The organism is Streptomyces sp. AC512_CC834 (genome assembly GCF_019049325.1).
Lineage (GTDB): Bacteria > Actinomycetota > Actinomycetes > Streptomycetales > Streptomycetaceae > Streptomyces.
In genome coordinates, this window is the sequence record NZ_JAGMUO010000097.1 from 336,364 (window position 1) to 361,972 (window position 25,609).

Below are 25,609 nucleotides of genomic sequence, written 5' to 3' on the forward strand. Positions count from 1 at the left end.
CCGGTACCTCGAGGTCGCGGGCGTGAGCGTCACCCGCGGGTGTTACGACGCCCACCGCGGTCGGGCGACGGCCGGCGGCGTCCGGGTGGGCGTCGCCCCGACCAGCGACCGACAGACCGGCAGACCACCGCGGCGTACACCGTCGTGACCGCCCACCGGTCCTGGATCCGGTCGGTGGCGGGGGTCCGATTCCTCCCGCCGTCCGGGTTCCGCCCCGGCCCGCCTCCGTCACTGCGGAGGCAGGCGCAGGACCCCGCGCTCGTCACGGATGTCCGTGAGAATCCGGACGACCTCGGCGTCGCGGCCCTTCGGGTCCGAGGTCACCAGGGCCGCCAGGTCCCCGAGGCAGCGCTTGCCGTCGGCGGGCGGCCGCTCGCAGAACAGCACGTACCCGCGCATGCGGCTGACGGTCCCCCGCTCCAGTCGCCACACCCCCATGCCCGCCCCGCCACTCGTCACGGCGTCCGGGTACGTCGCGCGCAGCGCGGGCAGGACCGACGCGTCGACCCGCCGGGAGAAGGCCTGCCTCTCCTCGAAGGGCGAGACGATGCGCAGGCGGGCGGAGCCCGCGTCGACGGTGTGGCCGGCGTCGTCGCCGACCGGAAACGCGGCCACGTAGTACGGCCGGTGCGCCAGGGCGGCGAGCCTCGGGCCGTGGGTGAACCGCACGACGGTGGGCAGCGCGCTCTTCGCGGCCGGGAGGTCCTCGGCCGTGCCGGGCGCCGCGAAGTTGACGGTCACCCATTCCGGTGTCCCCTTGGGGGCCTGTGCCGCGCGGGCCGCGACCCAGCGCTGCGCGCAGGCGCCGACGCGGGTCAGCACGTCGTCCACCGTCTCGTCCGTCACCCGTGCCTCGATCCAGGGGGCCGCCAGCTTCTCGTCCGTGGCCAGGACCGGGTGACCGCAGCCGTCGAAGGCGCCCCGCATCGCGCGCAGGTTTCCGGCCTCACGCCTGGCCCGGTCCACCGCCTCGCGCAGCGCGTCCGTGCAGCTCGGGCCGCCGTCGCAACGGTCGTTGGCCGCGTCGACGCGGAACCTGACGGCCGCGTCCGGGTCACCGGCGAGGGACAGGGTGACCTCCGAGCCGCTGGTCTGAGGGAACAGGATCCGGGCGCCGACCACCTCGAGTTCGCCGGGATACAGCTCGTCGGCGAGTTCCCGGGCCCGCCGTACGTCGTCGTCGGTGTCGAAGGCCGCGCAGCCGGTGGCGAGCAGCCCGACCAGCAGGGCCACAAGGCTCCCGCCGACGCGTCCTTTCCGCCGTCCGCTCCCCCGTGCCGTGCGCCGACGTCCCATGACTCCCCCTCTGTGTCCCACCGACGGCGCCACGATAGGAGCCGTGGCCGGTGCCGCGGATGAGTACGCGGGCTCATCCGCGCCCTGAGTGCCGCCCCCGCCGTCCAGGTACCGGACGGTCCGGCAGGCGCGTGGTGAGTACATCTACTGTTCTCGGTGACCGAGGGGCGTCCCGCGCGAAGGAGTCACGGCATGACCGACCGGACAGCCGGCTCGCAGGTGAACGAGCACGAGGCCGCCGTACTCCGGCTGCGGGACGTGAGCGTGCGCCGCTTCACGACGGACCAGTTGATCCTCGACGGCGTCGACTGGACGGTCCGGCCGGGCGAGCACTGGGCACTGCTGGGGGCCAACGGCGCCGGAAAGACCACCCTGCTGCGGCTGCTCGGCGCGCTCATGCACCCCACCACGGGCACGGTCGAGGTCCTCGGCAGCAGGCTGGGCCGAGTGGACGTCCGTGAGCTGCGGGCCCGCATCGGCCATGTCAACTCCGCCCAGCGGGTGCCGCAGGACCTCACCGCCCATGCGGTCGTGCTCACCGGTCACAGCGGCACCGTGCAGCCCCTGTGGCGGACCTACGACGACGAGGTGCGCCTGCGTGCCCGCGACCTCCTGACCGAACTCGGCGTCAAGGAACTGACCGACCGGCCGTACGGTGTCTGCTCGGGCGGGCAGCGGGCGCGGGTCCTGATCGCCAGGGCGCTGATGGCCGATCCGGCCCTGCTGCTCCTGGACGAGCCGTTCAACGCGCTGGACCTGCCGTCCCGCGAGGACCTCGTCGAGGCGATGCACCAACTGGCCGAGGGCCGCCCGCACCTGGCCACCGTGACGGTCACCCACCACCTCGAGGAACTGTTCCCGGCCGTCAGCCACGCCCTGCTGCTGCGCGAAGGCCGGACCCTGTCCGGGGGTCCGGTGGACGAGGTCCTGACCGACGCCCTGCTGACCGCCTGCTTCGGCCGGGACATCACGGTGGCCCGGCGAGACGGCCGCTGGTCCGCCTACTCCGGCCGGCGCGTTCGCGGAACCTGACTGACACGCCCTCGTCCGGCTCGGCAAGACGCGGCCCGCCGCGCAACCCGTCCGCCGAGGAGCGAGAGCGGCCCCGGACGTATCGGTGTACGGAACGTCCGGGACCGCCACTCGGCTCCCCCGCCGGGGGCTGCCCATCCACCCGCCGGGGAAAACGGGACGCGAGGGTGATGCGGCGGTGACGCGGCGCACGTGCACGCCCACGGGTTACCCCGGTCAACTCGGTGAACCCGGTGAACCCGGTGAACCCGGCGAACCCGGTGAACCGCCGGGTGCGGACTCGGCGCGGCCGGGCGCTGTCAGGCGCAGGACCAGGCGGACATCCCCTGGATCCGGGCCAGGCGTTTCGCCACCGCGATCTGCTCGGCGCGGCTGGCGAGGTCCGCGCGCGGGGCGTACTTGAGGCCGCCGGCGGCGATCCAGCTCGACCGCGCGAACTGCAGGCCGCCATAGTGGCCGTTGCCGGTGTTCGCCTGCCAGTTGCCACTGGACTCGCACGCGGCGATGGCGTCCCAGTCGGTGCGCGGGGCCACCGAGGACGAGACCGCCGCCGCACCGGTCGTGCCCAGTGCGGTCGCGGCGAACAGCGCCACCGCGGCGGTCCCGATCCTGCGGCGATGCGAACTGCGCACGTCGCTCTGATGAGCATTTCGTCTACAGATCATAAGAAGACTGTTACACCACGTGACCTCCGGTCGCCGCGTCGGCCACGGCCCCTTGGGCCAGTCGGAGCACGCCCCCGGCCCCCTCCGTCACGTCGCCGACCGTATGTGCCCCGGGCTGTCCGGCACCGCCTCCGGATCGACGAGCCGGTTGAGCCGGCTCGGGACGTCGAAGCCGATCAGCAGGATCACCACGAGAGTCAGCGAGAAGGTCAGCACCGCGGGCGCTGGAGGCCGGGCTCATGTACCAGTTGGCCGGCCGGCTGCCCGGCGAGGACCTGGCCGAGCTGGACGCGCTGGTCGAGACGATGCACACGGAGGTGCGCGAGGCGGGCGAGATCGCGGCCCGGACCGACCGCGCCTTCCACCGGGTGCTGCACCGCTCGCTGGACAACGACCTGCTCAGCGAACTCCTCGACGCCTTCTGGAGCGCCTTCCACCGGGTGCGTGCGCAGGCGGAGGGGCTCGGTACGGCCGCCGACGGCGAGGAGCTGGCCCGCATGCACGCCAGGATCGTCGACGCCGTGCGCGCGGGGGACGCGGAGGCCGCGGAGACGGCCGTGCACCGGCATTTCGACGACATCCGCGGGCGGCTGTCGCAGCACTGAGCGAGCACCCCTCGATCGAGCACCCGTCGAGCGAGCACCCCTCGTTCGTGTGAAGAAACGCGAGGACGTCCTCCGGACGAGTGAGAGTCGGCCGGGTGCGTCCCGGCGCCCGCTTACGGTTTCGCGGTGACCTCGATCTCCACTGACCCGCGCCCCCTGCGAACCGCCGACCTCGGCACGCTCGTCATCATGTCCTGGAGCCGTGAGACGCCCGACGGCGACGTGCCCTTCCTCCTCGCCTGCTCCCTCGGCGACGGGGAGGGCGGCCCGGCGGCGACCCCCGCCGCCGTCGAGGGGCTGCTGAGCCGGGCCGGACTCGCCGTGGGCGACGGCGGCGTCCTCGACGCCGGTGACCTGCCCGCCCTGCCCGTCGGCCTGCTCGTCGTGCCGGGCGCGGCGGCCCTCACCATGCCCGGAGTCAACGCCCAGTTCGCCCCCACCCCGCAGTGGCGGGCGGCGGTCGACGCGCGCGGGTACGCCTGCCTCATCTTCGCCACGCGCCCGTGGTCCGGGGGTGAGCCCGGCGACCCGGAGGCGGTCGCCGCCTTCGCCAACCACGCGGACACGCTCTCGACGGCGGCGCAGCTCGTCCTGCCCGTACGCAGCCTGCGGAGCTGACGCCGGGGCCCGCCCAGGCACCGTCCGTTCGTGACACGCCGTCGGATGGCTCATCCCGCCCGTGGTCGATTATTTCGGGCATAGCGTGCGGAATATGAAGAAATGCAATGTCGTGTACCTGGTGTGCACCGCAGCGATGATCGGCACCGCGCTCGGTGCCGCTCCGGCGTCCTCCGTCCCCCTGACCCACGTGGTCCACCCCGGGGAATCGATCCAGAAGGCGGTGGACGGCGCCAAGTCGGGCGACACCGTCCTCGTCACTCCCGGTACGTACCACGAGAGCGTCAAGGTGACCACCCCCGGGCTCACCCTGCGGGGCGTGGGCCGCAGCACGGTCATCAAGCCCAGCACGAAGAAGGCGGCCGACAACACCTGCGCCGAGGGCGGCAACGGCATCTGCGTGATCGGCACGAAGGACAAGAACGTCAAGGGCATCACCGTCGCCGACCTGACGGTGACCGGCTTCACCCGCACCGGTGTGTTCTCGATGGCCACCGACGGCCTGACCGTGCGGAACGTGACCGCGGTGAAGAACGGCGTCTGGGGCATCGCCCAGGAGCGGTCGGTCCACGGCATCATCCGCGGCAACACCGCCCGCGACAACGGCGACGCGGGCATCTTCCTCGCCAACACCATCAAGGCCGAGGAGGGCGCCGCCGACACCGAGGGCACCCTCGTCGCCAACAACCGGCTCGAGGGCAACCGCATCGGCGTCACCGTACGGCGGCTGCGCAACCTCGCCGTCGCGGACAACCACATCACCGGCAACTGCGCCGGTGTGTTCGTCGTCGGCGACGAGAACAAGCCCAAGGCCGGCGACCTCGTCGTGCGCGACAACCGTGTCGTGCGCAACAACAAGTCCTGCCCCAAGACCGACCGGCTGGAGGCGCTCCAGGGCTCCGGCATCGTCCTGACCGGCACCGAGAAGGTCCTGGTCGCCGACAACGTGGTCGAGGGCAACGCCGGCACGTCCTCGATGTCGGGCGGCATCGTCCTCGCCAAGAGCATGGTCGGCGCCACCAGCGAGAACAACGACATCAACGGCAACACGCTGCGCGACAACTCCCCCGCCGACCTCGTGAACACCGAGACCGCGGCAACCGGCAAGAACAACACCTTCCAGGGCAACACCTGCGGCGCCTCCAAGCCCGCGGGCCTGTGCTGAGCCGGCCGTAACCGCCCGTGCACCGAAGAAGGAAGGAAAGCGGCACATGACGACCGCACAGACTGCCCCACCCCCGCCCATGCGGCTGAGGGAACTCGTGTTCGGGGCGGCATGTGCCGCCGCCCTCCGCGCGGCCGCACGACTCGGCGTGGCCGACGCGCTCGGCGAAACACCCGCGACCGTGGAGGACCTCGCGGCCGCGGTGAAGACCGAGCCCAAGCCGCTGCGCCGACTGCTGCGCGCCCTGACCTGCTACGGCGTCTTCACCGAGCACCGGAACGGGACCTTCGCGCACACCGACATGTCCCGCCTGCTGCGCGAGGACGACCCGCACAGCCTGCGCAACATCACCCTGTGGTGCACCGAGCCGTGGACCTGGGACGCGTGGCCCCTGCTCGACGAGGCGGTACGCACCGGCGGCAATGTCGTGGAAGGCCTGTACGGCAAGGAGTTCTTCACCTACCTCAACGAGGACGCCCCCCAGTCGGCCGAGGTCTTCAACCGTGCCATGACGACCTCCAGCCGGCAGTCGGCCCAGGACGTCGCGGCGCTCCTCGACCTGTCGGCAAGCACGTCGGTCGCCGACATCGGAGGCGGCCAGGGGCACGTGGTGGCGAGCCTGCTGGAAAAGTACCCGTCCATGCACGGCACCCTGCTCGACCTGCCGCGGGTGGTGGAGAACGCCGACCCCCGGCTGCGCGAGGGCGGTGCGCTCGCGGACCGCGTCCGCATCGTCCCCGGTGACTGCCGCGAGGCCGTCCCCGTGCGGGCGGACGTGTACGTCATCAAGAACATCCTGGAATGGGACGACGACAGCACCTCCCGCGCCCTGCGGGGTGTCATGGACGCCGGCGGACCCGGGGCCCGGGTCGTCGTCATCGAGAACCTCGTCGACGACACGCCGTCGATGCGGTTCAGCACCGCCATGGACCTGCTGCTGCTCCTCAACGTCGGCGGCGCGAAGCACACGACCGACAGCATGGTCGGGCGGCTGACCGACGCGGGCCTCGTCATCGACGACATCCGCCCGGTCAACCCCTACCTGCACGCCTTCGACTGCACCGTGCCCGAGTGAGCTGACCGGGAGGCACCCGGCGCGTCGGCCGCCGGACCGCACAGGGCGGTCCGGCGGCCGACGTGTGCGCGGGCGCGTGGGCGTGCCGCGTAAGCGGGCCGCGTGGGCGGATCAGGCGTCCGGCGCCCGCCGGTCGGTGACCAACTCCATCCGGGCGCCCTCGAGAGCGCGGACGAGTCCGCCGTCCGCCGGGGAACCCGCTTCCGTGAAGCCGTCCAGCAGGGTCGTCAGCTCGGTCACCCGGCCCGGGTCCGGAAGGCCGAGGATCACCGCCGGATCGCCGGTGTGGAGGTCGCCCCGTACGTCGACCAGCCGCACCACGACGTCGTCGCGCTGGAAGATCGTGCTGCACAGGACCGGACCGCGCGGATCGTCGGCCGCCGCCTCGTCGCGCTCGGCGAGGAGCTGGGCCAGCCGCATGCCGCGGCCCGGCCGGGCCGGGTACGACAGCGCGTGCCGCTGCGCCGCCGGGTCCTGTTCCCGCGCCGTCACATGGTGGACGGCGGGCAGCGCCGCCCGCGTGTAGAACACCCGGGCGGACTCCGGGTCGCCGAGGTCCCGGTCCTGCTCCAGGTACGGATTGACGGCCTCCTCGACGGCCCGCACCTCGGGCTGCTCGGCCACGTGCCGCAGGGCCGCGAGCAGGTCGCCGCGCACCTCGATCGCCCGCACCACCCGGTTGCCGTGCAGGAACAGGGACGTACGGCACAGTCGCGTGGTGTCGTCGACCCTCGGCTCGGGCGAGGCGTAGTCGGCGAGGATCTTGCCGACCGCGTCCTCGCTGCCCGGCTTCACCGTGAAGGTGAGCGCGTGCCGGATCAGACCGTCACCGATCCGGGGGGCCGCCTGGAGCCCGCCCCGGCCGGGCTCGGCGCCCGCCGCCGGACGGCCGGTCTCGCGGACGACGTGGAAGCGCAGTGACCTGGTGTCCCGGACGCAGTTGTGCAGCGGCTCGACCATCCGCACGTGCTCTTCGCTGCTCACCCAGTTCAGGAACGGCGGCGCGCTCTCCCACTCGCTGGTGATGAGCCACTGGGAGGGGTTCTCGATGGACTGGCACAGTTGCTCGCCGATGTGCCCGGGGACGGACTCGACGTGGCTGCGCAGGTTCTCGTACGTCTCGAGGAACTGCTGCTGGGCTCCGTCGTAGACCTCCACCAGCAGGACGACGCGGAGTCTGGAGCCGTCGAACACGGACTGGGAGACCTGGTGCGACACCTGTCGCGTCAGCGGTTCGGAAGCAGGGGTGGACGTGGTGGTCATCCTGCGCACATCTCCTTCGCGGGGGCGGAACTGAACGTCGGCCGCGGTGATGCGACGCCAGCGTGCCTCGATCCTGTGCCCGCCCCCGACGGCGCGCGAGTCGTGTGCACTGCGCGGGTGACCGGCGCCGGGGGCCCGGGCCGGGGCCGGGGCGCGCGGGCTCAGGTGAGGTGGGCGAAGACGACCAGGTTGTCCGTGTAGTCCTTGGCCTTGCGGTCGTAGTCGCCCGCGCAGGTGATGAGCCGTACCTCGGGCCGGTCGGCGTCCCCGTACACGCGTTCGCTGGGGAAGTCGTCCTTCTCGAAGGTCTCCGCGCTGTCGACCACGAAGGACGCCTTGCGTCCGTCGGCGCGTTCGACCTGGAAGACGTCGCCCTCGTCCAGTTGGTCGAGGCGGGCGAAGACGGCGGCGGACGTCTTCGTGTCCACGTGCCCGGCGATGACGGCGGTGCCCTTCTCCCCGGGGGAGGCGCCCTTGGCGTACCAGCCGACGAGGTTGGTGTCGCCGGCCGGCGGGGGCTCGAGCTGCCCCTTGTCGCCGATGGCGAGGTCGGTGAAGGGGGCGTCGACGGAGATCTCCGGGATGAGCAGGCGCACCGGCTTGGACCTCGGCAGGGCGGATGTGGCCGGACCGGTCGCGGACGGGGCGGCCGACGCGGACGTGCCGGGCCGCGCGGGCATCGGAGGGCGGGAGGAGTCGGCCGACGTGTCGTTGCCGCCGACCAGGCTCACCGCCAGGATCAGCAGGGCCACGGCGGACAGCACCGTCAGGCCGGAGCGGGAACCCTGACCGGTCGGCGTCGTCTCGTCGTCGGCGGGGGCGGAAGGGGGGACTGCCATCGAGGACCACCTCACTGGGGCAGGGCGGACAGAGTGGGGGAAAGCGAGCCGGGCCGCCCCGCGGTTCCTGGGTGGCGGCCCGGCTGCTATCGCGCCCGGCACGGCTTACGCCATTCCGTGAGCCGACTTCTTGCGCCGGACGGCGTACAGACCGGTCGCGGCGACGGCCAGGACGGCAAGACCGCCCGCGGTCGTGGCCGGCGTGTCCAGTCCGCCGCCACCGGTGTGCATCCCGCCGCGCGGCTTCTCGTGCTCACCGCTGCCCGAGGACTTCCCGCCCTCGTCCTGCTTGTAGGTCTCCGAGCCCTCCTTGGACTCACCGCCGCCGTCCCAGTCGCCCTCGCTCACGGCGGCCAGCGCACCGCCGCCGGTGTGCATTCCGCCGCGCGGCTCCTCGTGCTTGCCTCCGTTGTCGTGCTCCTTGCCGGAGGACGTGTCGTCGTGGCCCCGGTCGCCCTCGCTCACCGCGGCCAGCGCACCGCCGCCGGTGTGCATACCGCCGCGCGGCTCCTCGTGCTTGCCTCCGTTGTCGTGCTCCTTGCTGTAGGAAGAGTCGTCGTGGTCCCAGTCGCCACCGGCCGCCGCGTAGGCGCCGGGAGCGCCGAGGACGAAGACGGCCGAGGCCGCCGCCGTGGTCAGGAGCATGCGAGCAGAACGCATCTGTGATTCCTTCCGTCACGACCGGGTAGCTGGTGCTTCGTCAGCTAAGGTGACCCGGCCCCGACGTGAATCACCGTCAGTCAGTCGCTCGTCTCGCACCACTCAAGGCGCTCAGCCGGGTGAACGTCCCGCCCGTCCGGGTGCCGGTGTCTCCTCGACCGGGGCAACGAACAGGTCCGGACAGAAGCCGAGTTGGCCCGTTCCGGACGGGGTGTCACCCGCGACGGCCTGTCATCCGCGCCCGCTGCTCCTCCGGAGGTCCGTATGGGTCGGGTCCTGTACCCCGGCCCGTTGGCGGCGCGTCGTGTCCGGGCATCTCCTGCTCCGACCGTCCCGGCAGGGTGCGCTTCGTCGGCGGGGATGAACCGCGCGCGTATTTCGGTCGCTCCGCCGGGCCGGTTCCCCGTATGTTCACGTGATGTCCGAACTTCGAACCGATCGTCTCGTGCTCCGCGGCTGGCGGGCGTCCGACCTGGACCCGTGGGCGGCCATGAACGCCGACCCGGTGGTCCGCGAGTACTTCCCCGAGGTGCTGACCCGGGAGCAGAGCGAGGCGTCGGTGGCCGGCTTTCAGGCCGACCTCGACCGGCGGGGCTGGGGCTGGTGGGCGGTGGAGATCGCCGCCACCGGCGAGTTCATCGGGTTCACCGGGCTCGATCCCGTGGAGGAGGGCATGCCGTTCTCCGGAGTGGAGGCCGGCTGGCGGCTGGCCCGCCCGGCCTGGGGGCACGGCTACGCCACCGAGGCCGCGCGGGCCGCGGTGGCCTACGCCTTCGAGGGCCTCGGGCTGGCGGAGGTCCTCGCGGTGACGGCGGCCGGCAATCTGCGCTCGCGGGCGGTGATGAGCCGCCTCGGCATGACCCGCGACCCGGCCGACGACTTCGACGACCCGGAGATCCCCGAGGGCCCACTGCGACGCTCCGTCCTGTACCGCCTCCGGGCGCCGGGCACCAAGGTCCGTCGGCCCGGCGCGCGGTAGCGCACGCGACGGTCCCCGATGCCACCGGCCGCGTCGCCCCCGCGGGACCGCCCGGTGCGTCCGGACCGGACGGATCGTCGGCAGGGCCCACAGCTACGCGGCACCGGGTACCGCTCCCGGGCCGAGGCGAGGGGCTCCGGTCCATGGGCCGGCTCCCCGGGGGCCGGGAGCGCCGTCTCGTACGGCGGTGGTCGCCCCGTCCCGGCCGGGTCAGGCCGGGCGGCCGAGGGCGGCCGTGCCGTTCAGGTCGTCGGCGAGGCCCACGGCGGCCCGCATGCGTTTGCCGACCGGTTCCCGGTGCACCTCGAAGCTCTGGCAGACGGCCATGACTATCTCCAGACCGTGCCGGCCGATGCGGCCCGGGTCCGCGGTCGCGGCCACCGGCAGCACCGGCTCGCTGTCCCACACCGTGACCTCCACCCGGTCCTCGGCCAGCTCGAGGTCGACCAGTGAGGGGCCGGGCGCGTATTTGCAGGCGTTCGTCAGCAGCTCGCTGACGACCAGTTGCACCAGTTCCACCGCGCGGTCGGACACCGGAGGCCCCTGGGCCGCCCGCACCCGTGCCAGAAATCCCCGGGCCAGCTCGCGGCCCCGGGCGATGTCGCCGGGCATGCCCTCGTACTCCGCCGAAACCTTGACCGGCTCCGCTCTCGGCCGATCCCCGTTGTGGGCAGCCCCGTCCATCCGATCCGCCCTCTTCCTGAGCCTTGACCGTTACGCCAGCCCGTCTACCCCCGAATCCGGGAAACATCACCGCCCGGTCCGCGACCTCCCGGCGGCAGCGGCGTCGGGCGTCAGGCGTCCGTCGGGCGCAGGACCAGGCAGAGGAAGCCCAGTACGTCCCGGTAGACGCGCAGCCAGCCGTCGCGGTGGGCGGTGGCCGTCTCGAGGGCCTGCGCACGGTCCGGGTCGGTGGGGTGGTCCAGGGCCCACGCGGCCAGCGCCCCGGTCCAGGACCACTCGTAGTCGTCGAGCTCCCGGCGGGTGCTGATGTGCCCGCCCACGGGTGTCCAGCCGGCCGCGGCGACCCGCTCCAGTGTGGTCGGCAGGTCGGCGAGGTCACCGAGCATCCCGACGGCCTCGGCGGACGGTTCGCCGTCCCAGAATCCGTCGCCGACCAGGACGCGGCCCCCGGGCGCCAGGTGTGCGCGTGCGGCGGCGAGGGTGGCGGTCAGGCCGCCGAAGGCGTGCGTGGAGCCGACGCAGAGGACCAGGTCGAAGGGGTGCGGGGCGGCGAAGCTCGCGGCGTCCTGACGGTGCAGGGTCAGGCGGTCCCCGACCGCGAGCCGGGCCGCCGCCTCGCGGGCGTGGTCGAGCGCGCCCGCGGAGAGGTCGACGCCCTCGGCCGCCAGGCGCGGATGCTCGGCGAGGGCGCGCAGGAGCCACTCGCCACCGCCGCAGCCCAGGTCGAGGACGCGGGCGCCGCCGCCGGGGACGGCGCGGGCCAGGAGCCGGCGTACCGAGTCGTCGTCGAGCGGGGCGGCGATCGGGTGATCGGCATGCGCGAGTCGGGAGATCTGTTGACGGTCCACCGACGGAGCCTGGCACGACGGCCCGGACGGCGCACCCGGTTTCCCAGGCCGCCCTCGGCACACGGGGCGCGGTCCCGCCCCCGTCCGCCCAACTCGGCGGATTCGGGGGCTGGTCGGCGTTGGGCGTGTGCACGATCCTGTGACCATGTCGTCGAGCCGGGCGGTCACCGGGGCCGCGTGGCCGGACTTGGGGGTGGCCACGTGGTGCAGGACGGACAGGTCTCCGCGCGGAAGGCCGACCGGGGAGGGTCCCGGCCGGGGTGCCCGGTCGACCGCGCGGCGGACGGGACCTGGCAGGTGCACGATTTCGCGGTCGCGCGGGCGCTGCTGCGCGGCCCCGGCACCGTGCAGGCCGGTCTCGGCATCGAGACGGTGGAGAAGCTCCCGCAGCGGGTGCGCCGGCCCGTTCTCTACCGGGACGGTCCCGAACACCGGGAACACCGCAGGCAGACCGCCCGCTTCTTCACTCCCCGCCGGGTGGACGAGCACTACCGCGAGCCGATGGTCCGGATCGCGGAGGAGCAGCTCGCGGCGCTGCGCTCGGCCGGTGAGGCCCAGCTCTCCGACCTCGCCTTCAGTCTGGCGATCGGCGTGGTCGGCGAGGTCGTCGGACTGCGGTACAGCAGGCCGGGGATCCGTCGCAGGCTGGAGCGGTTCTTCCCGGAGGAGTTCGGCGAGCCCGGGCTGACCAGTGTCCGGGGGCTGTACTGGTTCGTGCGGCAGAACACCAACTGGCTCCGCATCCACCTGGCCGACGTCCGCCCCGCCATCCGCGCGCACCGGCGCCGCGGGCACGACGACCTAATCTCCCACCTGATCGCGGAGGGCTGCTCGGACGCCGAGATCCTCGGTGAGTGCCTGACGTTCGCCGCGGCCGGCATGGTCACCACACGCGAGTTCATCGGCCTGGCCGCCTGGCACCTGTTCTCGGACGCCGAGCTGCTCGGCCGCTACCGGTCGGCCGACGAGACCGGGCGCCTGGCCGTCCTCCAGGAGCTGCTGCGGCTGGAGCCCGTCATCGGGCGGTTGCGCAGGAGGACCACCGAGTCCGTGGAACTGCCCGGCCCCGAGGGGCCGGTGACCGTGTGCCCGGGCGAGTACGTCGAGGTCCACCTGGACGACGCCAACACCGACCCGAAGGCCGTGGGCGACGACCCGCTGCTCGTCCGCCCGGACCGTGCCGGGGAGATCGGGGCGGGGCTCTCCTTCGGCGACGGGCCGCACCGGTGCCCCGGGGCGCACATCGCCCTGCTGGAGACCGATGTCTTCCTCAGCCGCCTGTTCGCCCTCGACGGGGTCCGGATGAGCCGTCGGCCGCGCGTCGCCTTCCAGGAGGCGATCGGCGGCTACGAGATCCGCGGGCTGACCGTGGCACTCCCTGGGGCCGGCGGGCGCTGACCGGCCCGGGAGCTTTGGTACGGCGTGCCCGGTGCGGCGTCAGCCGCCCAGGGCGCCCAGGACGACGAGCTTGGCCTCGTCCTGCACCTGCCGGAGGTGGTCTTCGCCGAGGAAGGACTCCCCGTAGATCTTGTAGACGTCCTCGGTACCGGAGGGCCGGGCCGCGAACCAGGCGTTCTCGGTGGTCACCTTGATGCCGCCGATGGGCGCGCCGTTGCCCGGCGCCTCGGTGAGCACGGCGGTGACCGGCTCCCCGGCGAGGGTGTCGGCGGTGACCTGGGCCGGGGACAGCTTGGCCAGGCGGGCCTTCTCCTCGCGGGTGGCGGGGGCGTCGATGCGGGCGTAGGCGGGTGCGCCGAAGCGGTCGGTGAGCGCGGCGTAGTGCTCGGAGGGCGTCCTGCCGGTGACGGCGGTGATCTCGGAGGCGAGCAGGGCGAGGATGATGCCGTCCTTGTCCGTGGTCCACACCGAGCCGTCCCGGCGCAGGAAGGACGCCCCGGCGGACTCCTCACCGCCGAAGCCGAGGGAGCCGTCGGCCAGTCCGTCGACGAACCACTTGAAGCCCACGGGTACTTCGACCAGCCGGCGGCCGAGATCGGCGGCGACCCAGTCGATCATGCCGGAGGACACCAGCGTCTTGCCCACGCCCGCGGCGGCCGGCCACTCGGTGCGGTGGGCGTACAGGTAGGCGATGGCGGTGGCGAGGTAGTGGTTGGGGTTCATCAGGCCGCCGTCGGGGGTGACGATGCCGTGGCGGTCGGCGTCGGCGTCGTTGCCGGTGGCGACGGTGAAGCGGTCGCGCTGCCCGATGAGGGAGGCCATGGCGTGCGGCGACGAGCAGTCCATGCGGATCCTGCCGTCCCAGTCGAGCGTCATGAACCGCCAGGTCGGGTCGGTGAGCGGGTTGACCACCGTCAGGTCGAGGCGATGCCGCTCGGCGATCCGGCCCCAGTACGCGACGGAGGCGCCGCCCAGCGGGTCGGCACCGATGCGTACGCCGGCCGAACGGATCGCGTCGAGGTCCAGGACGCTCGGCAGGTCACGGACGTAGGTGTCGAGGAAGTCGTACCGTCCGGTTCCGGGCGCGGCGAGTGCTTGGGCGTAGGGGACGCGCCGTACGTCCTTGAGTCCGGCCACGATGATCTCGTTGGCCCGGTCCTGGATCCAGGAGGTGGCGTCGGAGCCGGCGGGACCGCCGTTCGGCGGGTTGTACTTGAAGCCGCCGTCGGCGGGCGGGTTGTGCGAGGGGGTGACGACCACGCCGTCGGCGAGGCCCGAGGTGCGGCCCCGGTTGTGGGCGAGGACGGCGTGCGAGACCGCCGGGGTGGGGGTGTAGCCGTCCGCGGTGTCGACGAGGACGGTCACGTCGTTGGCGGCGAACACCTCCAGCGCGGTGACCCTCGCGGGCTCGGACAGGGCGTGGGTGTCGGCGCCCAGGAAGAGCGGGCCGTCGGTGCCCTGCCGGGAGCGGTACTCGCAGATGGCCTGGCTGGTGGCGGCGATGTGGTCCTCGTTGAACGCCGCCGCGAGTGACGAACCGCGGTGCCCGGACGTGCCGAAGGCCACGCGCTGTGCGGGCTCGGCCGGGTCAGGGTGCAGGGCGTAGTACGCCGTCACCAGCCGGGCGACGTCGATCAGGTCCTCGGGGCCGGCCGGCTTCCCGGCTCGGTCGTGCTGCATGCGCCCACTCCTCCGCGTCGGTCGGGACTTCGCTCGCGGTCCCATCTTCCCCTGTCCCGGGGAGTGGTACCGCGCGTTCCGGCCGAGGTGGAGGTGGTGGGGGCGCCGGTCCGACCGGCGCACCGGCCGACCGGATGTCAGATCCGGCCGCCGGTGAGACGGGTGAGGGGACCCTGCGCGTGGCGTCCCGAGCGGCGTCCCACGGCGTACGACGCGGCGCTGACGGCGGTGATGCCGGCGCCCACGCCCGCGGCGACGCGCTTGCGGTGGGCGATGACGGTCCACGCGGTCTTCGCCGTGGCCGCGACCTGGCCCGAGGTGGTGACGACCGCCTGGCGGCCGGCCGCGACGCTTTTGGCGGCCGTCTGCACGGCGCCGTTCGCGGCCTCGGCGGACCGCTGGGCACCGGTCTTGGCCGCCGACGCCGCGTCACCGGCCTTGTCGGCGACGGCCCGGGTGCTGGTGGGCTTCTTGTTCGTGTCCTTGTTCGTGTCCTTGTTCGGATCGCTCATGGACACCGCCTTGCCCCTCACCACGGAGGCAAACACGAACGGCCCCTCCAGGCGCTCAACGGGGCTCCGCCGTCAGGGCCTTGACGCGCCGGAGGGTGAGCACGGTCTCCGCGGTGTGGACGTCGGTCAGGGCGCCGACCGTCTCGCTGAGGAACGTGTAGAGGTCGTCGGTGGTGCGGCACAGGACCGAGAGGGCCAGGTTGGTCCGTCCGGTGACGGCAGCGGCGAAGCGCACGGCCGGGTGGGCGGCGACGGTCCGTCCGGTCTCCGCCAGGGCGTGCGGTGCGACGGTGAGCCAGAGCAGCGCTTCGACGCCCTGGCCGAGGGGTTCGTGGTCGTACTCGACGGCGAGGTGGAGTACCCCGGTGGTGCGCAGGCGTTCGAGGCGCTTCTTGGCGGCCGTCTCGGACAGTCCGGTGACCGACTGCAGTTCGGTGAGGGTGGCGCGGCCGTCCCGGCGCAGGGCCTCCAGCATGGCCTGGTCGGTGCCGTCGAGCGTGACGGGCGTGGGGGTGGTGGGGGCGGGCGCCGGGGTGCGCAGTGCGGTCTCCTCGTCCGGTGCGAGGGCGCTGATCTTGCGCAGCCAGCGCAGCGAGTTGCCGTAGTAGGGGCGCAGGACGCAGTGGGCGCCGACCGAGGTGACGTGCGGGGTGCGCTGGAGCCGTTCGAGAAGGAGGTCGTCGCGTTCGTGTCTGCTGCGGGGGGTGATCGCGCAGATCACCTCGGTGCCGCCGGCGGCCAGGTCGACGTAGTGCGTGTCGGGCCGGGCGGCGAGCGTCGCGGCCAGCCGTCCGGCCGCCTTGTGGGTGCAGCCGAGCCGGACGATCCAGGTGGAGCGGCCCAGCCGGCTGTCGTCGACGACGCCGGTGATCCGCAGGTTCGCGGTGCTGCGCAGCCGCCGGAACCGTCGCGCGACGGTCTGGTCGGAGACGTCCAGGACCTGGGCGATACGGCTGAAGGACGCCCGGCCGTCGAGTTCGAGTGCCTGGAGCAGTTTCAGGTCGAGCGGGTCGAGAGTGTCGAACGTGTCGGAGGTCGGGGGCGCCACTGGCTTCTCCTGCGTGAGGGAAGGACGGCCGGCGAGCGGCCGGTGGTGGACGCGACGGCACGGTCCGGCCGTCATCGTATGGGTCGACGGCGGCGAGCGGCGGCCGGAGCCGTCCCGCTCGCCGCCGGTGGACGGCTCCCTACGGCCGCTGCGACACGCCGACCGGGGCGGCGGCGGCCTCGGCGTTGACGGACGCGACGGTGGCGGTGCGGTCCGGCCGCTCCCGCAACAGCACGGCGGCTGCCAGGGCGGCGAGCACCAGCAGGGCGGCCGAGACGGTCAGGCACAGGTGCAGGCCGTCGAGGAAGGCCTCGGAGACGGCGCCCAGCGCCCGGCCGGTCCGGGTGCCGAGGTCCAGTTGGGCCACGGCCCCGAGGCCGTCCGTCTCCGCCGTGCGCACCACCGTCCCCGCCGCGCCGCCCGTGAGGCCGGCGTCGGCGAGATGTCCGGGCAGCGTGTCCATCGCCCGGGTCGTCAGCAGCGCTCCCAGCACCGCCGGTCCCAGCGCGCCGCCGACCTGTCGGAAGGCGTTGTTGCCCGCGGCCGCCATTGGGGCCTGCCGGCCGGGCACGGCGGAGACTGCCGTACTGGTGATGCAGGGGAAGGCGATGCCCAGGCCGAGGCCGAGGAGGGCCAGGCGCCAGGCCAGTGACGCGTAGGAGGTGCCCGCGTCGAGCGTCGTCAGCGACAGCAGGGCCGCCGCCGTGATCAGCAGCCTGGCCGTGATGAGCACCCGGGCCGAGACCCGCCGCATGACCCGGCCCATCACCACGCCCAGGACCATCGACACGACGTTGACCAGCACCATCCGCACCCCGGCCTGCCAGGTGTCCAGTTGCTGCACCAGGCCGAGGTAGAGACTCAGCACGAAGAAGAAGCCGATCAGTCCGAGGAAGCTGACCAGGGCCACCAGCGTGGACGCCGTGAAGGCCGGGCTGCGGAACAGGGACAGGTCGAGCATCGGCTCGTCGGTACGGCGCTCCACCACCACGAAGACGCAGGCGCTCACGGCGGCCACCGCGAGGGCGATCAGTGTGCGCGGTGCGGTGAACGACTCGGCGCCGCCCTCGATGACCCCGTACACCAGGGCCGTGATCGCCACCGCGGCACTGATCTGACCCGGCCAGTCCAGGCGCCGGGTCCCCTCGGTCCTGGACTCGGGCAGCAGGCGCGCCGCCACCGCCATCGTCACCAGGGACACCGGCACCGGCACCGGCACCGGCACCGGCAGCAGGAAGATCCACCGCCACCCGGCGTGCCCGACGACGACTCCGGCGATCAGCGGTCCGACGACCATGGCGCCCATCATGCAGGCCGTCCACCAGCCGATGTACTTGCCGCGCTCGCGCGGTTCGGGCACCGCCTCGCTGATGAGTGCCAGGGTGACCGGCAGCAGGGCGGCCGCACCGGCGCCCGCCAGCGCCTGCCCGGCCCACAGGACCTGTACCGAGCCCGCGCACAGCGACACCGCCGCACCGGCCGCGCACAGTGCCAGGCCCACCTGGTAGACCTTCCGGCGCCCATGCACGTCGCCGAACACGCCGGCGGTGAGGATCAGCGCGGCCACCGGCAGGACGAAGGCGTCGGACACCCATGACAGTTGCGCGGTGGACGCGCCCAGCGCCCGCTGGATCACCGGCAGGCTCACCGCCACCGTCGTCACCGGCAGATAGGCGACGAACACGCCCGCACACGCCAGGGCGATGACGGCCGACCGCGCACGTGGGGTCGCCGCCGTCTTACTCGAAACGTTCAAGGAAGTTCTCCCGTGCGGTGCTTGGGCACCGCGGATATCGAATGTTCTCGCCCCACTGTGGACCTTTTTCGCGACCGGTAACCAGCCGGTACCCGCGGCACGACGGAAATCCGACATGAGACCGCTTTGAAACCCGGAATTTCCTTCATCCGGTGGGCAGTAGGCCCTGGAGAGAGCATTTCCGATGAACGAACAAGGCCTGGGAAGCGCAAGTTAACCGTGCGTTTCCGACTGGTTTCCGATTGCCGAAAGGGCCGCTACGTTCGCCACGCATCGGTTTCCCGCACTTCTGCGGGTGGCCGGACGAACGACGCTAGGTGGTTGAAATGAACCGTGGCAGTGTTCTCGTCGTCGGCGGCGGAATCGGTGGCCTGTCCACCGCCGTCGCACTGCGCGAGGTCGGGTACGACGTCAATGTCGTGGAGCTCCAGGAGGACCTCCACTCGTCGGTGTACGGGGTGGGCATCATCCAGCCGGTGAACGCCCTGCGCGCGCTGGACGCGATCGGCTGCGCCGAGGCGTGTCTGGCGGTGGGGTACTCGACCACGGCGTGGGGGCAGATGCTCGACGTGGACGGCAACCTGATCCGGGAGATGCCCGGCGCCAGGATCCCGGGCTCCGCTCTGCCGCCGATGAACGGCCTGACCCGGCCGCAGTTGCACCGGATCCTCACGGACCGGGCCGCCGAGGCCGGTGTCACCGTCGAGTACGGCAAGACCTTCACCACGCTGACCGACGGGCCCACGGGCGTGGACGTCGCCTACAGCGACGGTACGAGGAACACCGTGGACCTCGTCGTGGGCGCCGACGGCGTCCACTCCAAGGTGCGGCCCCATGTGTTGAGCGAGGACCTGAAGCCGGTCTACCTCGGCCAGTCGGCCTTCCGGCTCAACATCCCGCGGGAGCCGGAGATCGACCGGATCGTCCTTCAGCACGGCCCGGAGGGCCTGGCGGGCTTCGTGCCGATCGGCCCCGAGCTGGCCTACCTCTTCTACAACACCACGTGGGAGGAGGGACGTTGGCTGGACCAGGACAAGATGGCCGACGAACTGCGTGCGCGGCTCGCTCCGTTCGGCGGGCTCACCGGGCGGGTCCGGGACAAGTACGTCGACGACGCGTCGCAGATCGTGTTCCGGCCGGAGGAGTGGCTGATCGCGCCGGCGCCGTGGCACCGCGGCCGGATCGTGCTGATCGGCGACGCCGTGCACGCGGTGACCCCGCACCTCGGCCAGGGCGCGGCCCAGGCCATCGAGGACGGTGTCGTCCTCGCCGAGTGCCTGGCCTCGCACGGCGGCCACGAGGACGCGTTCGGCGCGTACGGCGAACGTCGATACGAGCGCTGCAGGCTCATCGTGGAGTCGTCGGTGGCGATCGGCGAGTACGAGATGGACCCGGCGGCCCACCCGGACTTCGACCACGCCGGTCTGACCCAGCACGTACTGGAGTCGATGGTCCGGCCCATCTGACCGCCCGTCCTGACGACGGCCCATCCGCGTACCCGCTCGTCTGCTCATCTCCTCATCCATTGAAAGGCAGTTCACCATGGGGTTTCCCCTGCACGGGCTCGGGCGGTGGGCCGTCGCCGCGGCCGTCGGCGGCAGCGCGGTCCTGAGCGGCTGCGCGGAAGGCTCCGGCAGCGGCGGCGGATCGCTCACCATCGGCTTCGTCAACGGTGACACCAGCGGGTTCGCCACCTGCCTCCAGAAGGCCGTCGAGCAGGAGGCGAAGACCCGGAACGTCGCGCTCAACACGGCCAACTCGCAGATGGACGCCGGCAAGGAGCTGGCCAACATCGAGGACATGATCTCGCGTGGTGTCGACGCGCTGATCGTGCAGACCGTGAACATCGACGCGCTCGAAGGCGACATCGCCAAGGCCCGGGCGGCGGACGTGCCCATCTACCTGACCTCGCTCGCCACCGAGGACGTCTCCGACATCCTCGGCGCCGCCGCCGTCGACCTGAAGCGGCTCGGCGCCCTGGACGCCGGGTGGATCGCCGAGGACGCCGGAGGCAGGCCGGTCGAGGTCGGCGTCATCGCGGGCTCCCCCGGGGCCTCCTCCGACCTGATGGTCTCCGGCTTCACCGACGCGCTGCCCGACAACGCCTCGGTGGTGGCGAACCAGCCCGGCATGTTCAACCCGGTCAAGGCGCGGGAGGTCGCCGAGAACATGATCCAGGCCCACCCCGGCCTGGACTACGTCTTCGTCGCCAACGAGGACATGGCCTTCGCCGCGCGCAAGACCTTCGACGCGGCCGGCGCCAAGGGCGTGCGGATCGTCACCGAGAACGGCACCGACGAGGGGCTGGCCGCCGTCGAGGACGGACGGTTCTCCGCCACCGTCGCGAACTCCCCGAAGGTCATCGGTGAGACGGCGGTCAGGAACACGGTCGCGCTGCTCGGCGGGGAGAACACGGCGGACGGCGAGAGGCCCGACAAGATCGCCCGGATCCCGCTCACCCTGATCACCGAGGAGAACGTGGACGAGGCTCCCGAGTACTGTCCCGAGTGACCCGTCGGGCCGTCACCGCCGCAGGCCGGGCAGCTCGCGTGGCTCGACGCGCTCCTCCACCGCCGTGTCGCCGTCGCGTACGACCACGTAGGCGCCCCTGCCCGGGACCTCCGTGACCGCCTCGGCCAGTTCGGTGCCGCGGTAGACGAGGCCGACACCGTCGTCCGTGCAGTGGGCCGTCGGGAGGGTGCCGTCGGCGACGAGGCGGTGGATCAGGGGGCGGCGGCCCGGGTCGACGTCGTAGTGCACGCCGTTGCCGTACGGCAGGAAGCCCAGGGCGTCGGTGACCGGGCGCAGTTCGGGGCCGAAGGAGTCGGTCGCGCCGCCCCGGAACCAGCACAGGGAGCCCGCGCTCACGCCGCTGAGCACGACGCCCGCCTCCCAGGCACGGCGCAGGATCCGGTCCAGGCCGTGCACGCGCCACACGGCCAGCAGGTTGGCCACCGAGCCGCCCATGACCCAGACGACGTCCTGGGCGAGCACGGTCTCCTCGACGTCCTCGACGTTGGGCATGGGGAACAGGTGCAGCGGTGTCAGGTCGAACCCGGCGACGCGGGCCGCCTCCGTCATGCGGGCGGTGAAGTGCTCGGCGTCCCCTATGGCGGTGCCCACGTACAGGACACGGGGCCGGCGGCCGTGCGCGCCCGAGAGGTCCACGGCGTGATGGACCAGGGCGTCGAAGGTCACCATGGTCCGGCCACCCGCGCGGTGTCCGCCGGAGGTGGCGAGGATGGTCGGTTCCGGTGCCGTCATGCGGGTGATCCTAACGACGGCCCGCCGACCGCTCGGTGACGGCTCGGTGAGCGGCCGTCACCGGGCGGTGGTCGGCGGCAGTTGGGCCGGGCTCACCTGCTCGCCCAGCACCTCCGCCATGAACTGCACCAGCCAGCGCTGCGCCGGGCTGCGTGAGGACTCGTGCCGTGCGTACAGGGCGATCTCGATCGGCTGGGTCTCGAACGGCAGCCGTACCAGGCGCAGTCGGTGGGAGGCGGTGAAGACCTCGCCGACGTACTCGGGCACGATGGCCACCAGGTCGGTCTGTTCCAGCAGGTAGGGCAGCATCGAGAAGCGGGTGGCGTCCACGGCCACCCGTTCCAGGAGCCCGTGCGCGCCCAGCAGGGCCCGGGGCGTGACGTGGCCGCTCGGTCCGAACACCGTCGCGTGGTGCTCGGCCGCGAGGTCCGGCAGCGTGACCGCGTCGCCCCGCACGCGCGGGTGGTCCGCGGCGACCATGAGGACGTAGCGCTCCCGGAAGAGCGGGATCCGCACGGTCAGGTGCGAGGTGATCACCGGGGTGGCCACGAACGCGTCGAGGTCGCCGCGCCGGAGCTGGCTCTCGGCCTCCTCCACGTCGAAGGGGCGGACGGTGAACGACACCCCCGGCGCCCGCTCGCGCGCGGCGGCGAGGAGCCTCGGCAGCAGAGTGGCCTCGCCGAGGTCGGAGAGGGCGATGGTGAAGCGGCCCGACATGGTCGCGGCGTCGAAGGCGTCGCCCTGCCGGACCGTCCCGTCGATCTCCGCCAGGGCGCGCTGGAGCGGCTCGTACAGCCGTCGGGCGCCGGCCGTGGGCGTCAGTCCGCGCCCGTTGCGGCGGAACAGCTCGTCGTCGAAGTGGCGCCGGAGCTTGCCCAGGCTGTAGCTGACGGTGGGCTGCGTGACGTGGAGCGTCTCGGCGGTGGCCGTGACGCTGCCGGTCTCGTAGAGCAGGACGAAGACGCGGGCCAGGTTGAGATCGAAGGTGCCCATATCGACAGACTCTATATCGGGGGGCCGAAACATCTATTGGTGCCCATGTCGCGGGGTGCCTAGCGTGTCCGGCATCACTTCGAAAGGAACCGTCCGTGCCATCCGTGCGCCGTGTCTCCCACTCCCTCCTGGAGCGTCAGGGGCTCACCACCGTCTTCGGCAATCCGGGCTCCAACGAGCTGCCCTTCCTCGCCGGGCTGCCCGACGGTTTCCGCTACGTCCTCGGTCTGCACGAGGGCGCCGTCGTCGGCATGGCCGACGGGTACGCCCAGGCGACCGGCCACCCGGTGCTGGTCAACCTGCACGCCGCGTCGGGTTCGGGCAACGCGATGGGCGCGCTGACCAATGCCGTGGCCTCCCGTACCCCGCTCGTGGTGGTGGCCGGCCAGCAGGTCAGGTCCGCCATCGGTCCGGAGGCCAACCTGGCGAGCGTCGACGCCCCGGCCCTGATGAAGCCGCTGGTCGGCTGGGCGGCGGAGCCGGCGTGCGCCGAGGACGTGCCGCGTGCGCTGGCCCAGGCGGTCTTCGAGGCGCGGCTCCAGCGCCGGCCCACGTACCTGTCCGTGCCGTACGACGACTGGTCGGCCGACGCCGGCGACAACGCCCTGGCGGTGCTCGAGCGGCGGGTGCTGCGGGCGGCGGCGCCCGGCGGCGAGCAGCACCGGTGGCTCGTGGAACGGGTGGCCTCGGCCCGGCGCCCCGCGCTCGTGCTGGGCGGCGACATCGACTCGGCCGGCCGTTTCGACGACGCGGTGCGGCTGGCCGAGCGGCTGGGCGGCCCGGTGTGGGCGGCGCCCTCGCTGTTCCGGCTGCCGTTCCCCAACCGGCATCCGCTGTTCCGGGGTGTGCTGCCCGCCGGGATCGCGCCGGTCTCCGAGGCCTTCGAGGGGCACGACCTGGTGCTGGTGCTGGGCGCGCCGGTCTTCCGCTACCACGAGCACCTTCCCGGCCGGTATCTGCCCGAGGGCACCCGGCTGATCCAGGTGACCGAGGACGCCTCCGCCGCCGCGCGGGCGCCGATGGGCGAGGCGCTGGTCGCCGATCCGGGCGCCGTCATCGACGTACTCCTCGAGTCGCTCGACGAGCCCGCGGCGCCCGCGGCGCCCGCGGGCGGGTACCGGCCGGTGGCCGAGCCGCTCGCCGTCGAGGGGCCGGGCCTGCATCCCGAGCAGGTCTTCGCCGCGCTGCGCGACGAACTGCCCGAGGACACCGCGTACGTCGTCGAGTCGACGTCGACCAACGCGGCGTGGTGGCGCCAGATGGACCTGCGCCGCCAGGGCTCCTACTACTTCCCGGCGGCCGGCGGACTCGGTTTCGGTCTGCCCGGCGCGGTCGGCGTCGCGATGGCACAGCCCGACCGCCCGGTCGTCGCGGTGATCGGGGACGGCTCGGCCAACTACGGCATCACCGCCCTGTGGACGGCCGCGCAGCACCGGGTCCCACTGACCGTCGTGCTGCTGCGCAACGGCACGTACGGGGCGCTGCGCTGGTTCGGCGGTCTGCTCGGCGTGCCGGACGCGCCCGGCCTCGACATCCCGGGCCTCGACTTCACCCGTATCGCGGAGGGCTACGGCGTCCGGGCCCAGCACGTCGGCGGGGTCGCGGAACTGCGCGCCGCGCTGGCCGAGCGGCCGGATCACCCCCGGCTGATCCAGGTGGACACGGCGCTCACCACGCCCTCCTGAACCAACTCGAACCCGACCGAACATCCTGACCGAAGATCCCGACGAGAGGGAAGACGATGACATTCCTGGACAGCGCCGTCTGGGGCGGGAAGTTCCACAGCGACGGCTGGCAGGACTCCCCCACCGAGCAGCCTGTGACCGAGCCCGCCACCGGCGGCCGGCTCGGCTCGGTGGGTCTGGCCACCGCCGAGGACGTGAACCGTGCCGCCGCACGGGCCGCCGAGGCCCAGCGCGAGTGGGCGGCGACCTCGCCGCAGCAGCGCGCCGCCGTGCTGCGGCGCGCGGGTGAGCTGTTCACCGAGCACGCCGCCGAGATCGAGGACTGGCTGGTGCGCGAGGCCGGTTCGGTGCGGTCCAAGGCGGGCTTCGAGGCGGGGCTGGCGATCGGCGAGTGCTTCGAGTGCGCCGGCCTGCCGACGCATCCCCAGGGTGAGGTGCTCACCTCGCAGGAGGCGCGCTGGTCGCTGGCCCGGCGCCGCCCGGCCGGTGTCGTGAGCGTGATCGCGCCGTTCAACTTCCCGCTCATCCTCGGCCTGCGTTCCGTGGCCCCCGCGCTGGCCCTCGGCAACGCCGTGCTGCTCAAGCCGGACCCGCGCACGGCCGTGAGCGGCGGCGTCGTCGTCGCGCGGGTCTTCGAGGAGGCCGGGCTCCCCGCCGGCGTCCTGCACCTGCTGCCGGGCGACGGGTCGGTCGGCCGGGCGGTCGTCGAGGCCCCCGAGGTCAGGGTGATCTCCTTCACCGGTTCCACGCCGGTCGGGCGGGTGATCGGCGAGCAGGCCGGGCGGCTGCTGAAGCGGGCGCACCTGGAGCTGGGCGGCAACAACGCGCTGGTCGTACTGCCCGGCGCGGACGTGGCGAAGGCGGCCTCGGCGGGCGCGTTCGGCTCGTATCTGCACCAGGGGCAGATCTGCATGACGACCGGCCGGCACATCGTGCACGAGTCGCTGGTGGAGGAGTACACCGCCGCGCTCGCCGCGAAGGCCGAGGCGCTGCCGGTCGGCGACCCGGCCCGCGAGGACGTGGCGCTCGGGCCGATCATCGACCGCAGGCAGTTGGAGCGGGTGCACGGCATCGTCACCGACAGCGTCGCGGCGGGCGCGAAGGTCGCCGCGGGCGGCGAGATCGCCGGTGCCGGTTACCGTGCCACCGTCCTGACCGGCCTGACGACGGACATGCCGGCCTGGCGCGAGGAGATCTTCGGCCCCGTGGCCCCGGTCGTCTCCTTCTCCACGCTTCAGGAGGCGGCGCGGATCGTCAACGACTGCGAGTACGGGCTGTCGGTCGGCATCCTCGGCGACGTCGGGGCGGCGATGAAGCTCGCCGACCGGATCGACTCCGGCAAGGTGCACATCAACGAGCAGACGGTGAGCGACGAGCCCAACGCCCCCTTCGGCGGGGTCAAGGCCTCCGGCACCGGCTCCCGCTTCGGCGGCGCCGCGGCCAACCTCGAGGCCTTCACCGAGACCCAGTGGCTCACGGTCCGCCCGGACATCGCCGACTACCCGTTCTGACCCCTCCGGTCTCGCGCACCGATCCTTCCGGCC

25 protein-coding genes are annotated in these 25,609 nt (G+C 72.9%); 11 read left to right on the forward strand and 14 right to left on the reverse strand.

All coding sequences use genetic code 11. The features are described 5' to 3' along the window. Positions 1-228: 228 nt before the first annotated feature. On the reverse strand, positions 229-1,233 hold the full coding sequence (locus KUM40_RS29055; RefSeq protein ID WP_308401264.1) for an SCO7460 family lipoprotein: 1,005 nt from the start codon (positions 1,231-1,233) through the stop codon (positions 229-231). Between the two features lie 255 nt (positions 1,234-1,488). On the opposite strand from KUM40_RS29055, the gene KUM40_RS29060 reads away from it, so the two are divergent. Then, complete coding sequence (locus KUM40_RS29060; protein WP_217169155.1) at positions 1,489-2,328, forward strand: ABC transporter ATP-binding protein; 840 nt, start codon at positions 1,489-1,491, stop codon at positions 2,326-2,328. Positions 2,329-2,627: 299 nt separating this feature from the next. On the opposite strand, the gene KUM40_RS29065 is transcribed toward KUM40_RS29060, so the two are convergent. Together KUM40_RS29065 and KUM40_RS42230 are read right to left on the reverse strand one after the other, a co-directional pair. After that, positions 2,628-2,960: a transglycosylase family protein gene (locus KUM40_RS29065; RefSeq protein WP_308401265.1), complete on the reverse strand. Its 333-nt coding sequence runs from the start codon at positions 2,958-2,960 to the stop codon at positions 2,628-2,630. Positions 2,961-3,080: 120 nt separating this feature from the next. Next, a complete protein-coding gene (locus tag KUM40_RS42230) occupies positions 3,081-3,209 on the reverse strand; it encodes a hypothetical protein (RefSeq protein ID WP_302180910.1) in 129 nt (42 codons plus the stop codon). Positions 3,210-3,232: 23 nt separating this feature from the next. On the opposite strand from KUM40_RS42230, the gene KUM40_RS29070 reads away from it, so the two are divergent. The 4 genes from KUM40_RS29070 (at position 3,233) to KUM40_RS29085 (ending at position 6,456) form a co-directional block, all read left to right on the forward strand. After that, on the forward strand, positions 3,233-3,598 hold the full coding sequence (locus KUM40_RS29070; RefSeq protein WP_217169157.1) for a FadR/GntR family transcriptional regulator: 366 nt from the start codon (positions 3,233-3,235) through the stop codon (positions 3,596-3,598). Between the two features lie 126 nt (positions 3,599-3,724). Beyond that, on the forward strand, positions 3,725-4,216 hold the full coding sequence (locus KUM40_RS29075; RefSeq protein WP_217169158.1) for a DUF5949 family protein: 492 nt from the start codon (positions 3,725-3,727) through the stop codon (positions 4,214-4,216). A gap of 94 nt (positions 4,217-4,310) precedes the next feature. Further along, entirely contained in the window at positions 4,311-5,381 is a 1,071-nt protein-coding gene (locus tag KUM40_RS29080; RefSeq protein WP_217169159.1) for a nitrous oxide reductase family maturation protein NosD, read from the forward strand. Between the two features lie 46 nt (positions 5,382-5,427). Continuing rightward, positions 5,428-6,456, forward strand: coding sequence for a methyltransferase (locus KUM40_RS29085; protein WP_217169160.1), 1,029 nt, complete (start codon positions 5,428-5,430; stop codon positions 6,454-6,456). Positions 6,457-6,567: 111 nt separating this feature from the next. Here KUM40_RS29085 and KUM40_RS29090 read toward each other — a convergent pair whose 3' ends face one another. From KUM40_RS29090 to KUM40_RS29100, 3 genes are all read right to left on the reverse strand, one after another. Then, positions 6,568-7,719, reverse strand: coding sequence for a SchA/CurD-like domain-containing protein (locus KUM40_RS29090; RefSeq protein WP_217169161.1), 1,152 nt, complete (start codon positions 7,717-7,719; stop codon positions 6,568-6,570). A 161-nt stretch (positions 7,720-7,880) separates the two neighbouring features. Then, positions 7,881-8,558 (reverse strand): class F sortase, encoded by a 678-nt coding sequence (locus KUM40_RS29095; protein ID WP_217169162.1) that lies wholly within the window; start codon positions 8,556-8,558, stop codon positions 7,881-7,883. Between the two features lie 105 nt (positions 8,559-8,663). Next, positions 8,664-9,218 (reverse strand): hypothetical protein, encoded by a 555-nt coding sequence (locus KUM40_RS29100; protein ID WP_217169163.1) that lies wholly within the window; start codon positions 9,216-9,218, stop codon positions 8,664-8,666. 418 nt (positions 9,219-9,636) lie between these two features. Here KUM40_RS29100 and KUM40_RS29105 point away from each other — a divergent pair, with 418 nt between their 5' ends. Continuing rightward, positions 9,637-10,197 carry a GNAT family N-acetyltransferase gene (locus KUM40_RS29105; protein WP_217169164.1) on the forward strand — a complete coding sequence of 187 codons (561 nt, stop codon included), beginning with the start codon at positions 9,637-9,639 and terminating at the stop codon, positions 10,195-10,197. A 210-nt stretch (positions 10,198-10,407) separates the two neighbouring features. Here KUM40_RS29105 and KUM40_RS29110 read toward each other — a convergent pair whose 3' ends face one another. Continuing rightward, positions 10,408-10,881 (reverse strand): ATP-binding protein, encoded by a 474-nt coding sequence (locus KUM40_RS29110; protein WP_217169165.1) that lies wholly within the window; start codon positions 10,879-10,881, stop codon positions 10,408-10,410. A 110-nt stretch (positions 10,882-10,991) separates the two neighbouring features. Then, entirely contained in the window at positions 10,992-11,729 is a 738-nt protein-coding gene (locus KUM40_RS29115) for a cyclopropane-fatty-acyl-phospholipid synthase family protein (protein ID WP_217169166.1), read from the reverse strand. 201 nt (positions 11,730-11,930) lie between these two features. Between KUM40_RS29115 and KUM40_RS29120 the strand changes: the two genes are divergently transcribed. Next, positions 11,931-13,127 (forward strand): cytochrome P450, encoded by a 1,197-nt coding sequence (locus KUM40_RS29120; RefSeq protein WP_217169167.1) that lies wholly within the window; start codon positions 11,931-11,933, stop codon positions 13,125-13,127. A 39-nt stretch (positions 13,128-13,166) separates the two neighbouring features. On the opposite strand, the gene pgm is transcribed toward KUM40_RS29120, so the two are convergent. The 4 genes from pgm to KUM40_RS29140 form a co-directional block, all read right to left on the reverse strand. After that, on the reverse strand, positions 13,167-14,807 hold the full coding sequence (gene pgm, locus KUM40_RS29125) for a phosphoglucomutase (alpha-D-glucose-1,6-bisphosphate-dependent) (protein ID WP_217169168.1): 1,641 nt from the start codon (positions 14,805-14,807) through the stop codon (positions 13,167-13,169). 137 nt (positions 14,808-14,944) lie between these two features. After that, entirely contained in the window at positions 14,945-15,319 is a 375-nt protein-coding gene (locus KUM40_RS29130; RefSeq protein ID WP_254395772.1) for a hypothetical protein, read from the reverse strand. 55 nt (positions 15,320-15,374) lie between these two features. Next, positions 15,375-16,367: an Lrp/AsnC family transcriptional regulator gene (locus KUM40_RS29135; protein ID WP_308401266.1), complete on the reverse strand. Its 993-nt coding sequence runs from the start codon at positions 16,365-16,367 to the stop codon at positions 15,375-15,377. Positions 16,368-16,506: 139 nt separating this feature from the next. Then, positions 16,507-18,123 (reverse strand): MFS transporter, encoded by a 1,617-nt coding sequence (locus tag KUM40_RS29140; RefSeq protein WP_254395773.1) that lies wholly within the window; start codon positions 18,121-18,123, stop codon positions 16,507-16,509. Between the two features lie 326 nt (positions 18,124-18,449). Here KUM40_RS29140 and KUM40_RS29145 point away from each other — a divergent pair, with 326 nt between their 5' ends. Next, positions 18,450-19,589, forward strand: coding sequence for an FAD-dependent monooxygenase (locus tag KUM40_RS29145; protein ID WP_217169172.1), 1,140 nt, complete (start codon positions 18,450-18,452; stop codon positions 19,587-19,589). Positions 19,590-19,665: 76 nt separating this feature from the next. Next, positions 19,666-20,634, forward strand: coding sequence for a sugar ABC transporter substrate-binding protein (locus KUM40_RS29150; protein ID WP_217169173.1), 969 nt, complete (start codon positions 19,666-19,668; stop codon positions 20,632-20,634). A 12-nt stretch (positions 20,635-20,646) separates the two neighbouring features. On the opposite strand, the gene KUM40_RS29155 is transcribed toward KUM40_RS29150, so the two are convergent. Further along, positions 20,647-21,387: a peptidase E gene (locus KUM40_RS29155; protein ID WP_217169174.1), complete on the reverse strand. Its 741-nt coding sequence runs from the start codon at positions 21,385-21,387 to the stop codon at positions 20,647-20,649. A gap of 57 nt (positions 21,388-21,444) precedes the next feature. Beyond that, positions 21,445-22,380, reverse strand: a complete 936-nt coding sequence (locus tag KUM40_RS29160; RefSeq protein WP_217169175.1) for a LysR family transcriptional regulator — start codon at positions 22,378-22,380, stop codon at positions 21,445-21,447. 95 nt (positions 22,381-22,475) lie between these two features. Here KUM40_RS29160 and mdlC point away from each other — a divergent pair, with 95 nt between their 5' ends. Continuing rightward, positions 22,476-24,065 carry a benzoylformate decarboxylase gene (gene mdlC, locus KUM40_RS29165; protein ID WP_217169176.1) on the forward strand — a complete coding sequence of 530 codons (1,590 nt, stop codon included), beginning with the start codon at positions 22,476-22,478 and terminating at the stop codon, positions 24,063-24,065. Positions 24,066-24,121: 56 nt separating this feature from the next. Next, on the forward strand, positions 24,122-25,576 hold the full coding sequence (locus KUM40_RS29170) for a benzaldehyde dehydrogenase (RefSeq protein WP_217169177.1): 1,455 nt from the start codon (positions 24,122-24,124) through the stop codon (positions 25,574-25,576). Positions 25,577-25,609 lie beyond the last annotated feature (33 nt).

Coding starts and splice junctions, on each gene's coding strand:
- KUM40_RS29060 (WP_217169155.1), top strand. CDS start 1,489: ATGACCGACCGGACAGCCGGCTCGCAGGTGAACGAGCACGAGGCCGCC.
- KUM40_RS29070 (WP_217169157.1), top strand. CDS start 3,233: ATGTACCAGTTGGCCGGCCGGCTGCCCGGCGAGGACCTGGCCGAGCTG.
- KUM40_RS29080 (WP_217169159.1), top strand. CDS start 4,311: ATGAAGAAATGCAATGTCGTGTACCTGGTGTGCACCGCAGCGATGATC.
- KUM40_RS29085 (WP_217169160.1), top strand. CDS start 5,428: ATGACGACCGCACAGACTGCCCCACCCCCGCCCATGCGGCTGAGGGAA.
- KUM40_RS29090 (WP_217169161.1), bottom strand. CDS start 7,719: ATGACCACCACGTCCACCCCTGCTTCCGAACCGCTGACGCGACAGGTG.
- KUM40_RS29095 (WP_217169162.1), bottom strand. CDS start 8,558: ATGGCAGTCCCCCCTTCCGCCCCCGCCGACGACGAGACGACGCCGACC.
- KUM40_RS29100 (WP_217169163.1), bottom strand. CDS start 9,218: ATGCGTTCTGCTCGCATGCTCCTGACCACGGCGGCGGCCTCGGCCGTC.
- KUM40_RS29105 (WP_217169164.1), top strand. CDS start 9,637: ATGTCCGAACTTCGAACCGATCGTCTCGTGCTCCGCGGCTGGCGGGCG.
- KUM40_RS29110 (WP_217169165.1), bottom strand. CDS start 10,881: ATGGACGGGGCTGCCCACAACGGGGATCGGCCGAGAGCGGAGCCGGTC.
- pgm (WP_217169168.1), bottom strand. CDS start 14,807: ATGCAGCACGACCGAGCCGGGAAGCCGGCCGGCCCCGAGGACCTGATC.
- KUM40_RS29130 (WP_254395772.1), bottom strand. CDS start 15,319: ATGAGCGATCCGAACAAGGACACGAACAAGGACACGAACAAGAAGCCC.
- KUM40_RS29145 (WP_217169172.1), top strand. CDS start 18,450: ATGAACCGTGGCAGTGTTCTCGTCGTCGGCGGCGGAATCGGTGGCCTG.
- KUM40_RS29150 (WP_217169173.1), top strand. CDS start 19,666: ATGGGGTTTCCCCTGCACGGGCTCGGGCGGTGGGCCGTCGCCGCGGCC.
- KUM40_RS29155 (WP_217169174.1), bottom strand. CDS start 21,387: ATGACGGCACCGGAACCGACCATCCTCGCCACCTCCGGCGGACACCGC.
- KUM40_RS29160 (WP_217169175.1), bottom strand. CDS start 22,380: ATGGGCACCTTCGATCTCAACCTGGCCCGCGTCTTCGTCCTGCTCTAC.
- KUM40_RS29170 (WP_217169177.1), top strand. CDS start 24,122: ATGACATTCCTGGACAGCGCCGTCTGGGGCGGGAAGTTCCACAGCGAC.